The sequence below is a fragment of the Flagellimonas sp. 389 genome (genome assembly GCF_018449435.1).
Classification (GTDB): Bacteria; Bacteroidota; Bacteroidia; order Flavobacteriales; family Flavobacteriaceae; genus Flagellimonas.
In genome coordinates this window covers 38944-52636 of the sequence record NZ_JAHCMU010000018.1, presented here as the reverse complement: position 1 = coordinate 52636, position 13693 = coordinate 38944, and the positions used below count along the sequence as shown (strand labels likewise).

General features: G+C 38.4%; 14 protein-coding genes. 11 read left to right on the top strand and 3 right to left on the bottom strand.

The annotated features are described in order from the left end of the window. Positions 1-49: 49 nt before the first annotated feature. Positions 50-319 carry a type B 50S ribosomal protein L31 gene (locus tag KIM67_RS15465; RefSeq protein WP_213832460.1) on the bottom strand — a complete coding sequence of 90 codons (270 nt, stop codon included), beginning with the start codon at positions 317-319 and terminating at the stop codon, positions 50-52. A 163-nt stretch (positions 320-482) separates the two neighbouring features. Here KIM67_RS15465 and KIM67_RS15460 point away from each other — a divergent pair, with 163 nt between their 5' ends. From KIM67_RS15460 to KIM67_RS15425, 8 genes are all read left to right on the top strand, one after another. Beyond that, positions 483-1004: a DUF4199 domain-containing protein gene (locus tag KIM67_RS15460; protein WP_213832459.1), complete on the top strand. Its 522-nt coding sequence runs from the start codon at positions 483-485 to the stop codon at positions 1002-1004. A gap of 42 nt (positions 1005-1046) precedes the next feature. Further along, positions 1047-1994 carry a glycosyltransferase family 2 protein gene (locus KIM67_RS15455; protein ID WP_213832458.1) on the top strand — a complete coding sequence of 316 codons (948 nt, stop codon included), beginning with the start codon at positions 1047-1049 and terminating at the stop codon, positions 1992-1994. 56 nt (positions 1995-2050) lie between these two features. Next, entirely contained in the window at positions 2051-3757 is a 1707-nt protein-coding gene (locus tag KIM67_RS15450; RefSeq protein ID WP_213832457.1) for a phospho-sugar mutase, read from the top strand. 4 nt (positions 3758-3761) lie between these two features. Further along, positions 3762-5588 (top strand): ABC transporter ATP-binding protein, encoded by a 1827-nt coding sequence (locus KIM67_RS15445; protein WP_213832456.1) that lies wholly within the window; start codon positions 3762-3764, stop codon positions 5586-5588. Positions 5589-5636: 48 nt separating this feature from the next. Beyond that, positions 5637-6179, top strand: a complete 543-nt coding sequence (locus KIM67_RS15440) for an RNA polymerase sigma factor (RefSeq protein WP_213832512.1) — start codon at positions 5637-5639, stop codon at positions 6177-6179. A gap of 33 nt (positions 6180-6212) precedes the next feature. Further along, a complete protein-coding gene (locus tag KIM67_RS15435) occupies positions 6213-6743 on the top strand; it encodes a hypothetical protein (RefSeq protein WP_213832455.1) in 531 nt (176 codons plus the stop codon). Continuing rightward, the gene (locus tag KIM67_RS15430) at positions 6736-7176 is read left to right on the top strand and encodes a hypothetical protein (RefSeq protein WP_213832454.1); all 441 of its coding nucleotides are present in this window, start codon (positions 6736-6738) and stop codon (positions 7174-7176) included. Before KIM67_RS15435 ends, KIM67_RS15430 begins: the two co-directional genes overlap by 8 nt. A gap of 129 nt (positions 7177-7305) precedes the next feature. Beyond that, positions 7306-7656: a DUF6515 family protein gene (locus KIM67_RS15425; protein WP_213832453.1), complete on the top strand. Its 351-nt coding sequence runs from the start codon at positions 7306-7308 to the stop codon at positions 7654-7656. Positions 7657-7710: 54 nt separating this feature from the next. Here the strand turns inward: KIM67_RS15425 and KIM67_RS15420 are convergent, their stop codons facing one another. Then, complete coding sequence (locus KIM67_RS15420) at positions 7711-8742, bottom strand: oxidoreductase (protein WP_213832452.1); 1032 nt, start codon at positions 8740-8742, stop codon at positions 7711-7713. Positions 8743-8814: 72 nt separating this feature from the next. Here KIM67_RS15420 and KIM67_RS15415 point away from each other — a divergent pair, with 72 nt between their 5' ends. Further along, on the top strand, positions 8815-10026 hold the full coding sequence (locus KIM67_RS15415) for an RsmB/NOP family class I SAM-dependent RNA methyltransferase (RefSeq protein WP_213832451.1): 1212 nt from the start codon (positions 8815-8817) through the stop codon (positions 10024-10026). Between the two features lies 1 nt (position 10027). Here KIM67_RS15415 and KIM67_RS15410 read toward each other — a convergent pair whose 3' ends face one another. Next, complete coding sequence (locus tag KIM67_RS15410; protein WP_213832450.1) at positions 10028-11623, bottom strand: amidohydrolase; 1596 nt, start codon at positions 11621-11623, stop codon at positions 10028-10030. Positions 11624-11814: 191 nt separating this feature from the next. Between KIM67_RS15410 and KIM67_RS15405 the strand changes: the two genes are divergently transcribed. Together KIM67_RS15405 and KIM67_RS15400 are read left to right on the top strand one after the other, a co-directional pair. Continuing rightward, on the top strand, positions 11815-12723 hold the full coding sequence (locus KIM67_RS15405; RefSeq protein ID WP_213832449.1) for an AraC family transcriptional regulator: 909 nt from the start codon (positions 11815-11817) through the stop codon (positions 12721-12723). Positions 12724-12811: 88 nt separating this feature from the next. Then, the gene (locus KIM67_RS15400; protein ID WP_213832448.1) at positions 12812-13573 is read left to right on the top strand and encodes an SDR family NAD(P)-dependent oxidoreductase; all 762 of its coding nucleotides are present in this window, start codon (positions 12812-12814) and stop codon (positions 13571-13573) included. The last annotated feature ends 120 nt before the right edge of the window (positions 13574-13693 follow it).

Genomic DNA, 13693 nt, shown 5'->3' with positions numbered 1-13693 from the left:
AACGCCCCTGACATTCATCAGGGGCGCTATGCTTTATTCGGAAAAAAGCTTATTCGACACTTTTTTCCTCTTTCTTGAATTTCTTGTACTTGTTTTTGAACTTATCGATTCTACCAGCGGTATCGATCAATTTCGTCTTACCAGTATAGAATGGGTGGGAAGTTCTTGATATTTCCAATTTTATCAAAGGATATTCAACACCGTCCACAGTGATTTTCTCTTTTGCATCTGCAGTAGACTTTGTAATGAATACATCTTCGTTGGACATATCTTTGAAAGCTACCAATCTATAATTTTCTGGGTGTATACCTTTTCTCATCGTCGTAAAACTTAATCTCTGATTTTTCGAGCTGCAAATTTAATAATTTCTTTTATTAGTACAACTTTAAAAAGGGAAAAAAGAAAAAATCTACCTTTGATTGTAACAAAATTCTTAAAGTATACACAAACAAGCAACAATCACCACTAAATATTTAGAACAAATGGAAGAAAATCAACCTAAAACGGGAAAGTTTTCCCTCAACTATGGAATATTATTGGGCTTGGTCTCAATTGTATTTAGCGTGATGCTCTACACTCAGAACATGCATTATGAGATGAGCACCCCTATAATTATTGTATCAATAGCATTGACCATTATTGTCATCTTTTTAGGCGTAAATGCCTTTAAAAAAGCTAATTCGGGATATTTGAAAATTGTAGAAGCATTAAAGGTAGCCGTGGGTATAGCCTTAGTTTCCACAATACTCTCTTTAGCATACCAGTATGTACTCATAAACTTTATAGAACCCGATTTTATGGATAAAGCCTTGGAATTGGCAAAAGCTAAAACTTTTGAAGACAACCCTTCACTCACTGAGGAACAATGGGAACAAGGGGCGGCCATGCAGAAAAAATTTGCTTGGATGCGCTACCCCATAGGATTGATCATTAGCTGTGTACTGGGCCTTGTTATAGGTCTTGTTACAGGTCTTATCCTAAAAAAGGACAAAGCCTCCTACTAAGGCAAAAAATACTATTTTTGAAGGGAATTCCAGAATGTAACAATGCAGATTTCCATTGTAATCCCTTTACTTAACGAACAAGAATCCCTTATAGAACTCCATGATTGGATTGCAACGGTTATGCAATCCAATCATTTTGTTTATGAAATTATTTTCATAGACGACGGCAGTACGGATGATTCTTGGAAGATAATTTCTGAACTGTCCAAGAAAAACGATAGTGTAAAAGGAATTCGGTTTCTTAAGAATTATGGTAAGTCACAGGCATTGCATGCAGGGTTCAAGACTGCTGCTGGTGATGTTGTAATTACCATGGATGCTGACTTACAGGACAATCCCGAAGAAATCCCAGAACTGTACGACCTAATAAAGGAAGAGGGCAACCATATCGTTTCTGGCTGGAAAAAGAAACGGTACGATTCTCTCATTGCCAAAAACATACCCTCAAAGTTGTTCAATTGGGCCGCCAGAAAAACATCTGGTGTTAAATTGAACGATTTTAATTGTGGCCTAAAAGCGTATCAAAGCGTCGTGGTAAAAAATATAGAGGTATCTGGTGAAATGCACCGGTATATTCCAGTACTTGCCAAAAATGCTGGCTTCTCAAAAATTACCGAAAAAGTAGTCCAACACCAATCGCGCAAATATGGAACCACCAAATTTGGTGTAGATCGTTTTATCAATGGCTTTTTGGATTTAATTACCATCTGGTTTGTTTCAAAATTTGGACGCCAACCCATGCATTTGTTCGGTGCCCTGGGCGTGCTCATGTTCATAGTAGGTTTTGGGTTTTCTATTTATCTAGGGATAGACAAAATCATTATAAATCCAACTGGGCGACTTATCACGGATAGGCCTCAATTTTTTATAGCGCTTACTGCAATGTTAATAGGAACCCAGTTCTTTTTGGCTGGTTTTTTAGGGGAAATCATGGTACGCTCCAGAAAAAATGACACCCGCTACAACATCTCCGATAAAATTAATGTTTAGGACGTTCCCCAACATAGATTCTTCGTATTTTTAAAGCCGATAAAAGCTACATCTAAATGGATTCCATACTAACTTCTGCCAAATCATGGCTAACCGATTTTTTTGACCCAGAAGTCAAAAAAGAAATTCAACATCTTATAGAAAACGATACCGAAGCCTTAAAAGAACGGTTCTACAAAAATTTGGAATTCGGTACCGGCGGAATGAGGGGAGTTATGGGCGTCGGCACCAATAGAATCAACAAATATACATTAGGGAAGAATACACAGGGCCTAAGTAACTACCTTAAAAAAACCTATGCTGAAGAAACGGTGAAAGTTGTGATTGCTTACGATTGCAGACACAATTCCGATACTTTGGCAAAAACGGTTGCAGAAGTTTTCTCTGCCAATGGAATCAAAGTTTTTCTGTTCTCTGAACTTAGGACAACTCCAGAGCTTTCTTTTGCCGTAAAACACTTGAATTGTCATGCAGGAATTGTTTTGACTGCATCTCACAATCCACCTGAATATAACGGCTACAAAGTGTATTGGGCCGACGGTGGACAGATTGTACCGCCCCAAGATGGTGAGATTATTTCAGAAATCGATGCGTTGTCTTTTGAAGACATCAAGTTCAATGCGAATGACTCGCTCATTGAATTGATTGACAAAGATGTTGATGAAGCCTTTTTTGAAGCTTCGGTAAAGAATGGAAGCTTTGGAGCAAAGGGAAAAGATGACTTTAAAATTGTCTTTACCGCCTTGCACGGTACATCCATAACCGCAATCCCCGAAGTTTTAAAACGTGCTGGTTACAAAAACGTAACTATTATAGAGGAACAGGCTAAACCGGATGGAAACTTTCCAACGGTAAAATCACCAAATCCAGAAGAGCCAGAGGCTTTGGAAATGTCCATAAAAAAAGCGGAAGAAATTGGTGCTGATATGGTCGTAGGTACCGACCCAGATAGTGACCGATTGGGGATAGCCGTAAGAAATTTAGAAGGGAATATGGAATTGCTCAACGGAAACCAGACCATGGTCATGATGACCAAATTCTTGTTGGACAAATACCAACAAAATGGATTCAAAGGCAATGAATTCGTAGCCACCACCATTGTTTCGACCCCAATGATGGAACAAATGGCAAAAGCCTACGGCGTAGAATTCAAAACGGCATTAACTGGATTCAAATGGATCGGTAAAATGATCAAGGATTTTCCCAATTCAAATTTTGTTGGTGGTGGAGAAGAGAGTTTCGGTTATATGGTCGGGGATTTTGTACGGGACAAGGATGCCGTTACCTCTACCCTACTCGCCTGTGAAATTGCGGCGGATGCCAAGGCAAATGGAAGTTCTTTTTATGAGGAATTAGTAGATGCCTACGTAAAATTTGGATTTTATAAGGAGAAACTTATTTCCTTGACCAAAAAAGGAATCAGCGGTGCAGAGGAAATCAAGCAAATGTTGGTTGATTTCAAGGAGAATCCCGTAGCATCCGTTCAGGGTTCAAAAGTGGTTTGGATAGAGGATTATAATACCGCTATCGCCAAAAATGTGCAGACCGGTGAAGAAAAAGCAATCGATTTACCAAAATCGAACGTTTTGATCTATGAAACCGAAGATGGTACAAGGATAGCCGCCAGACCTAGCGGTACCGAGCCCAAGGTTAAATTCTATATCAGTACAAACGCTACATTGGAAAAGGCGGAGGATTATAAATCCGTAAATTCGCAGCTGGAAGCCAAGTTGGACGGCATCCAATCTGAATTGAATTTATAAATTAATGAATTACTTTAAGAAAATCCTCCAATTTGCGGTACCGTATCGTAACTATGGGTTTCTGAATATTTTTTTCAATATTCTCTATGCACTTTTTAGTGCACTTTCTTTTGCAGCATTGATTCCTATGTTGGATGTACTCTTTAAACCCGAGGAAAAAGTTTTTGAGGAACCTATATACACTGGGTTTTCAGGTTTAAAAGATTACCTACAGGATTATATCAATTTTAGGGTTACCGCGTATTCTGGGGACGACGATATGAAAGGATTGGTCTTGGTGATTGGCCTGGTGCTCGTTCTTTTCCTTCTAAAAAATGCATTCAATTATTGTGCAATGTATTTTATCACCTTTCTAAGAAATGGTGTTTTAAAGGATATCCGCAATAAAATGTACCGTAAAATTGTGGATTTGCCCATTTCCTATTTTTCAGAAAAACGAAAAGGTGACGTTATCGCACGAATAACATCGGATGTATTGGAAATTCAGCATTCTTTCTTGTCCGTTTTGGAGTTGATCGTTAGGGAGCCTTTAACAATCTTGTTTACGATACTGATCATGTTTGGAATTAGTACGAAACTGACCATTTTTGTTTTTGTCTTTATCCCTATTGCTGGAATGATTATCTCAAGAATTGGCAAATCACTCAAAAAACAGTCGGATAAGGTACAAAAGGAACAAGGTGAATTTCTTTCTATAGTAGAAGAAACGTTGAGCGGACTGCGTGTTATTAAGGCGTTTAATTCAGAATCGAGGTTTTACCAAACCTTCAAAAACTCTACTGACAGGTTTTTCAAGTTTTCCAACTCCCTTTTAAATAGACAAAATCTAGCTTCGCCTACAGGTGAATTTTTGGGGATTTTAGTTATTGGCGTCCTCTTATGGTTTGGAGGTAAAATGGTACTGGTGGACAAGACCCTAGATGCCTCATCTTTTATAGCTTACATGGGTCTCGCCTACAACATCCTAACTCCAGCAAAAGCCATCAGTAAAGCTTCCTATGGGGTACGTAAAGGAAATGCAGCCGCAGAACGGGTACTGGAAGTACTGGAGTCCGAAAATCCAATAGCTGATAGCAAGAATGCCCATGAAAAAGTGGATTTTACCCAACATGTAACTTTAGAAAATGTTTCCTTCAAATATGAGGAGGACTATATTTTAAAAGATTTTAATCTAAAAGTAAAAAAGGGCCATACCGTAGCGCTAGTAGGGCAATCCGGTAGTGGCAAAAGTACTATTGCCAATCTTGTCACCCGCTTTTATGATGTGAACGAAGGTGAGATTTTGATTGATGGAACCAATATTAAGGATATCACCAAAAAATCGTTGAGAGGTTTAATGGGATTGGTCACCCAAGATTCCATTTTATTCAACGATACCGTGAAAAATAATATTGGCCTTGGAAAAGAAGGGGCTAGCGAAGATGAGATTATTGAAGCTGCCAAAGTTGCCAATGCCCATGATTTTATTGTGGAATTGCCGAACGGTTATGATACCAATATCGGAGATAGCGGAAATAAGTTAAGTGGTGGTCAAAAACAAAGGCTGTCCATTGCTAGGGCCGTATTGAAGAATCCTCCTATTATGATTCTAGATGAAGCCACATCTGCATTGGATACCGAGAGTGAGCGACTTGTTCAAGATGCGTTGGAAAATATGATGAAGAATAGAACATCACTGGTTATTGCGCATCGCCTTTCCACCATCCAAAATGCCGATTCCATAGTCGTGCTCAGCAAAGGGAAAATTGTGGAACAAGGAACACATGACGAACTCATGAAATCACAAAAAGGCTACAAAAAACTGGTTGAAATGCAGTCCTTCACTGTATAATTAAACCTTTCTATAAAAATTGAGTCAAAGCTTTAAATTGTGGTACAATTGGTTGCTGAGGAAGCCTTAGTCAAAGAATTAAAACAGAAAGATAGCCAAGCAAAGGCCTTTGAAGTGTTGGTCAATACTTACAAAGAACGATTGTATTGGCATATTCGTAGAATTGTCTTAAATCATGACGATGCCGATGATGTGCTTCAAAACACGTTCATCAAAGTATATAAGAACATTGATGGTTTTAAAGGTGATAGCAAGCTATATTCTTGGATATACCGTATCGCCACAAATGAAGCCTTGACTTTCTTAAAGCGGAAGTCGAAAAAGCTAGGGGTCAGCGATGAAGGGTTGAAAACGGCTTTGGTAGAAAATTTGCAGTCGGATGTATATTTTGAAGGAGATGAAATTCAGTTAAAATTGCAAAAAGCACTGGCAACCCTTCCGGATAAGCAGAAATTGGTGTTTACCATGAAATATTTTCAAGAAATGAAGTATGAAGAAATTTCAGAAGTGCTCGAAACATCCGTAGGGGCGTTAAAGGCTTCCTATCATTTGGCGGTTAAAAAGATTGAAACCTATCTCAAATCAGATTAAACCTTTTAAAGAATTGATTGTCAAAACATAGAGATGGAAAAAGAGAAGAAAAATACGTTTAATACCCCAGAAGGTTACTTCGATAGTTTCCATGAACGACTAATGGATAAAATTGAAGATGGAGAAATCAAAGAAGCAGAAGCTAGTATTCCAAAATCTGATGGTTTCTCTATTCCCAAAGGATATTTTAATTCGTTTGACCAAAAAGTTATGGACAAAGTCTATCAAAAAACCGTAAAGGTCATCGAATTGAAATCGTATAAAAAGTTTTATTACGGAGCTGCTGCCATAGCTGCTATTTTCATTATGATTTTTGGCATAACTTGGAACAATGAACCAAAAGTTGATTTTGCCGATTTGGCCAGTGCAGAAATAGATTCTTATTTTGACACTACAGATTTTGGGCTTAGCTCTTACGAAATCGCAGAAATAATTGAAGTTGAAGAATTGGAAATAAACGATATACTGGAAACAGCATTAGATAAAGAAAATATCTTGGATTATTTAAACGAGAATGTTGATGATATCGAAGATTTAAATTTAGAATATGATGATTATGAATAGAACTTTACTCATAGTATTTGTTTTTATATTGGGTATTCATCCGTTCTTTGCCCAACGTCATTCTAGGGACCGAATAAAAACATTGAAAGTGGCATACTTGACCGAACAACTAAATCTCACAAAGAAGGAAGCTCAGGAATTTTGGCCAGTTTATAATGCACATGAAGAAATGATGGGCAATATTCGAAAAAAAGAACGTGAAGAGTTTAGTAGCAGTTTTGGTAACATTGATGATTTATCAGAAAATGAGGCCGATAAAATTATAGCACAGTATCTAAAATTAATGGCAGAAAAATACAAAGTGGAACAAGACTTCGTTAACAATTTGAAAGAAGTGATTCCTCCAAAAAAAGTGATTTTATTGTTCAAAGCTGAACGAAGCTTTAAAAAGCGATTGATACAACAATATCGAAAACGAAAAGAAGGCGGATAACTTAAAAATCAACAAAAAACATTAGAAAAGGGTCATTTGGCTCTTTTTTTAATTGAATTCGTCTTGAGTTCATTAAACCTTTTACCAATATCAAAGTCAAAACTATAGAAATACATAAAATTCTATACTATGAAAAATTTAAAATTGATTTTGATGATGCTAGCACTAGTAGGGACTTTTAGCATTGCAAATGCACAAAAAACAGTAGTAAGGGTATATCCAAAACATGGCACTGTGGTCAAAACGGTCAATAAACCCAGGGTCGTTGTCCATAATAAAACAAATTTTTATTTCTCCGATGGTGTCTGGTACAGAGCCCAAGGCCGTAACTATGTGGTAGCAGCAGCACCAGTTGGAATAACGGTAAGAAGACTACCAAGAGCACGAAGTGTGGTAATGGTAAATGGCAGAAAATTATATAAATATAGAGGAGTGTGGTACAGAAAAACAGGCAGAAACTATATTGTCGTAAATGTTTAGTTGGTTTATTTAGGTTGGTTAAAAGAGCGAGGGGTATTTTTATCCTCGCTCTTTTTATTTGAATGTCAACCGTGCAATTCTATTTTTTCCTGCTGCATACGCTATGGAATCGTTCAAAAAACGAATTGTATAAAAACCCTCTTCACTCATCGATTGCCATGTCTCTCCTTGGTTTTTTGAGTATGAGATTCCTGTAAACCCAACTGCTACAATACCTTTTCCATCTGAATTTGGCACAAACTGTACACAACTTTTATAGCCTGGTCCTTGACCATCTGCAATAGTTTTCCAAATCTTTCCACCGTCCTTAGTTATTATTTTGTTTTTCTCATTTGCTTTGGGCTTGGTATAATCGCCTCCTATTCCAAATCCTAGATTTTCGTCATAAAAATCAATGGAATAGATTCCTTCAGTAGGTTTTGTACTTAACATGGGAGTTTGTATCAATGACCAAGACTTCCCCCTATCCGGAGAAAAATAAATGGCTCCTGTAGTTGTGGCTACCCACGTTTTATCTCCTATTGTTTCAATATTGGTATTGCTGGCAGCAAAGGCACCTTCCCCATCGGCAGCTTTAGGCAATACATTGCATGCTAACTTATTCCAACTTTTACCACCATCTCTGGTAATTAGTACGGATAAACAACCGTTCATGCCATCACCCACAGCAATCCCTTCGGCAGTGTTCCAAAACTTAAGTGCATCGTAAAAGACATCTTCTGCCTCTTCTTGATACACCAACTCCATTTGTCCATTTTCACCAGTTTTATATAAAAGTGCAGGATTGGCTACTGAAAGCATGAAAAAATCAGCATTAGTATGGCCAACTGCCCTGAATTCAGGTAGTATGGAATCATGTTCTTGAACATTGCCGCGAACTTTATCCGTACGTGTATTTACAGAACCATACATCCCGTTGCTTCCGGCAAATGCCAAGGTTTGCTCATCCAAAAACTCTATGGCCCTAATACTGACAGAATCCGTATAGACCGTCTTTATTTCTACAGATGAAAAAGTTTTTGTTTTTTCTTCGGAAGTACATCCAACTACCAATAAAATAAAAAGAATATATACTGATTTGCGCATCATTTCCATTTTTGCCAAATGTAACTGGAATCATAGAAGAAACCATACCTTTGCAAATCTTAATTTTTGAGAATGCGTTTACACCGAAATCTTGTTTTTGCCGTAATCGATGCGTTGAACCTCATATTCAATGAAAAAGAGTATGCAGATAAGGTCATTGAAAAAGTTTTACGTTACGATAAGCGCTGGGGCGCGCGTGATAGGGGTTTCATTGCAGAAACAACCTATGATATTGTGCGTTGGAAGCGCTTATATTCAGAAATTGCTGAAGTACGGGAGCCGTATTCACGACAAAACCTGTTCAGGTTATTTACCGTTTGGTGTGTGTTAAAAGGCATTCGTATTCCCGATTGGAAACAACTGGAAGTCACACCGGAGCGACGCATAAAAGGAAAATTCGATGAGCTTTCAAAAACAAGGAAACTTAGGGAATCCATCCCCGATTGGCTGGATGAACTGGGGGAACAATCCCTTGGAAATAAGTTATGGTCAAAAGAGATCGCTGCACTCAACAAGCAAGCTGAAGTTATCCTCAGAACCAATACGCTCAAAATCAAAAGAACGCAGCTTCAGGCCTTACTTGCGGAGCATGAAATTGAAACGATTCTTATTGAAGGATATCCCGATGCTTTAAAATTGAAAGAACGTAAAAATGTTTTCACAACTGAAGCCTTCAAGAATGGTCTTTTTGAAGTACAGGATGCATCTTCCCAACTGGTCGCTCCTTTTTTAGAAGTTGAACCTGGGCAGCGTGTGGTGGATGCTTGTGCAGGTGCCGGAGGCAAAACGCTTCATTTGGCCTCACAGATGCAGAATAAAGGGCAATTGATAGCTTTGGATATCTATGAGAGTAAACTGAAAAAGCTGAAAATACGTACGAGAAGAAACAGTGTTCACAATGTAGAGACCCGGACCATTGATTCGACCAAGGTCATCAAAAAATTGCACAATAGCGCAGATCGGCTTTTACTGGACGCTCCCTGTTCTGGCTTGGGGGTACTACGCCGTAATCCAGATTCCAAGTGGAAACTGGAACCTGAATTTATAGAACGTATTATGGGCGTTCAACAAGAAATCCTACAGAACTACAGTAAAATGGTCAAAAAAGGAGGACAAATGGTCTATGCCACCTGTTCTGTTCTACCCCAAGAGAATGTAAATCAGGTCAAAATTTTTCTAGACTCTGAAAACGGTTCTGAATTTGAATTGGTAAAAGACCAAAACATCTACGCCTCTGAAAAAGGCTATGATGGATTTTATATGGCGTTGTTAAAGAGAATTTAATTTAGTCCTCTTCTAAAGTAGGATAGCTAATACCAAGTTGTTCCAAATAGGTGTCGTACTTGTTTTCATCGTAATAAAATTTCTCAAGCGCTCCCCTAAACTGGCCTTGCTTATCCTTGTTCAAATAAGTGGGTGGCATATCGTCTGCAGAAATCATGGGTTCATACTTGGTCTCCTTGCTCTGCTCATTATTAAAATAGTCCCAAGCTTGGGTCAACAATTCCGGTTTCATCAGAAAATCCAGAATGGTCATGGCTTCTGCCTTCGCTCCTGCCGTGACACCTTTATGGGCAATTGGCGTTGCCATAGTAATGGCATTGCTCCAATGATGCCCTTGAAGGCCAGGAATATTTGATGGAAAACGCATCGTTACCGTAGGAACCTTCCAAGAAATATCCCCAATATCATCTGAACCGCCACTTATGGGCTCTTTTGCAGGTAATCCAATTTCAGATAGCTCCACATCCAAGCCTTCCGTTTTTTTGGAGTTCACTTCTTTCTGTACGGCCTTTGCCAATATCTGGTCTTCATTCGACCATTTTGGAAGCCCCACTTTTTCTATGTTTTCGTACATCGTCTCTGCAATGACCTTATTGTAATGTCGGGGCCATGCTGTGCCCAAAACCCGAGAAGTCGTGGTGGTTCCTGTCATTAGAGCGGCACCTTTTGCAATATCATTGGCTTCGGCATACATTTCCATAATACCCTTATATTCAATATCCCTAAAATAAAACCAAATTGCTGCTTTTGAAGGTACCACATTAGGTTGGTCACCTGCATCGGTAAAAATGGAATGGGAACGCTTTAATGGGTGTAGATGCTCTCGCTTATAATTCCAACCAATGTTCATCAATTCGGCAGCATCCAATGCACTCCTCCCCCTCCAAGGTGCTACTGCGGAATGCGCAGCTTCCCCTTCAAAAAGATATTCCACAGAAAGTAATCCAGTACCACGCGTAGGCCCCCAAGAAACACTCAGATTACTACTTACATGGGTGAAAATGCACATATCAATATTGTCGAACAACCCATCACGAACGTACCATGCTTTGGCAGCCACCAATTCCTCTGCTATTCCCGGCCAAACCACCAAGGTTCCACCAATATTCTCGCGTTCCATGATTTGTTTTACGGCCAATGCCGAAGTAATATTTAAAGGAATCCCTGAATTGTGCCCCTCCCCATGACCAGGGGCACCTTCTACAATTGGCTTATGGTAAGCGACTCCAGGATATTGTGAAGCCTTGGGAATACAATCCACGTCACTGCCCAATGCGATTACGGGTCCATCGCCATTGCTCCATTTTGCAAACCACGCTGTAGGTATACCAGATATCGAATGCTCAATGGCAAAACCTTCTTTTTCCAAGATACCCGTTAAATACTTGGAAGACTCATATTCCTGAAAACCAAGTTCCGAAAAACTGAAAATCTTGTCCACCATGACTTGTGTTTGCTTTTTATTGGCCTCCACAATTTGAGCAACTTCTGTCTTGAATTTTTCAATCTGTTTTTTTGAGAATTTCTTTTGTGCCGTTAGTATAACAGCAAAATTTAAAGCGAGGATTCCTGATAAGAGAATTTTAAAGGATTTCATTAGGGTTAGATTTTTTGAATTAGCTAGTAATTCTTCTAAAATACTAAATATCAAATAGATTACGAACTGTACGCATCACTGTTTTCAACATACTATATCCAGTATTTTGTTTTATGGATGAATGAATATCTTTAATAAGAAAACTAGATTCCACAAAACACTGTATTATTTGATTTTCATAAATTTGGGGTATGAAGCGAAAGAAGACATTGGAGAACTTTTATTCCGAATCTGGCAATCAAGTACCAGAAAGCTTGAAATCTGGAATTGGCCATTTCAATGTGTTTAAACTGGATGAATTTGCGGGTCCAAAGCCAAAACCAATGCCTTTTAACCGAAGGGATTATTTTAAAGTAAGTTTGGTTACTGGTAAAAGCAGGGTGCATTATGCTGATAAAATTGTGAACGTGGACAAGCATGTACTTGTTTTTTCAAACCCCCAGATACCTTATAATTGGGAACAGATCGATGTACAATTGACCGGTTATTTTTGCGTATTTACCGAAGCTTTTTTTCATCAATTTGGGAATGTACTGAACTATCCCATTTTTCAACCTAACGGAACTCCGGTTTTTGAATTGAGCGATACTCAAGTTGATTCCTTTGCCACTACTTTTAAAAGGATGTTTACAGAAATCGATTCTGATTACGCCTACAAATACGATATTCTGCGTAATCTGGTTTCTGAGCTTATTCATGCTGCAATGAAGCTTCAACCCGCCAATTTAGTCACAAATTTACATTCCAACGCTTCTGAACGAATCTCCACCTTATTCACCGAATTGTTGGAAAGACAATTTCCAATAGAAAGCGCCAATCAACAAATACAATTAAAATCCCCTGCGGAATTTGCAAAACAATTGGGTGTTCATATTAATCATTTAAATAGGGCACTTAACGAAATTGCCCTGAAAAGTACTTCAACGCTCATAGCAGAAAGAATTGTACAAGAAGCTAAAATTCTTATTCGGCATACAAATTGGAACATTTCCGAAATTGGATACTCACTTGGGTTCGAGGAAACTGCCCATTTTTCAAATTTCTTCAAGAAACATACTTCTCATTCCCCTTTAAAATTCAGAAAGGCAGAAATTGTTTGATTTTTACAACTATTGGGTTGGTGTTCGCAATTAAATCATCGCCATAGCCAAGAACTTTGCGGTATTCATAAATTAAAACTGAAAACACATGGATACTACAAAAATTGCATTGATAACAGGCGGAAGCAGAGGATTGGGCAAAGACATGGCTCTTAATATTGCTAAAAAAGGGCTAGACGTTGTGATTACCTATAACTCAAACAAAACTGCAGCAGAAAGTACCTTGACAGAAATAACGGCATTAGGTGGTAAGGCCATCGCCATACAATTGGACACTCGTGAGATAAGCAGCTTTGGTGATTTTAAAACCAACCTTTTGCATGAGCTAAAAAATGAATTTAAAACAGATAAGATTGATTTTTTAGTCAACAACGCCGGTTTTGGTTATAATGCCTCTATCGCAGAAACAACAGAAGAAGATTTTGACAACTTATTGAATGTGCACCTTAAAGGAGTATTTTTCTTAACCCAAACCTTATTCGATATTATGAATAATGACGGAGGAATCATTAATATCTCCAGTGGTCTAGCACGCTTTTCTTTTCCGGGATATGCTGCATATGCTGTTATGAAAGGAGCCATTGAGGTGTTTACGCGCTATCTGGCCAAAGAGCTGGGCGAACGCAAAATAAAGGCCAATACCGTTGCTCCGGGTGCCATTGATACTGATTTTAATAAAGAACGCTTTGAAAAATCCCCACAAGTAGTCGATATGATTGCTTCTTTGACTGCTTTGGGCCGTATTGGGGAAAGTGATGATATTGGCAGTGTTGTTGCTTTTCTGTGTACCGAAGATGCTAAATGGGTAAACGGACAACGGATTGAAGCTTCTGGTGGAATGTTTGTCTAGCGCGTCAAATCAATCTTTATTTCTAAGGCTCCTTTTTGGGGCTTTTGTTTTAGAAAAGTTAAATAAATTCTTACATTTAAATGCTTTTACAACATTACGCGCATCCCCTAAAAAAATAAA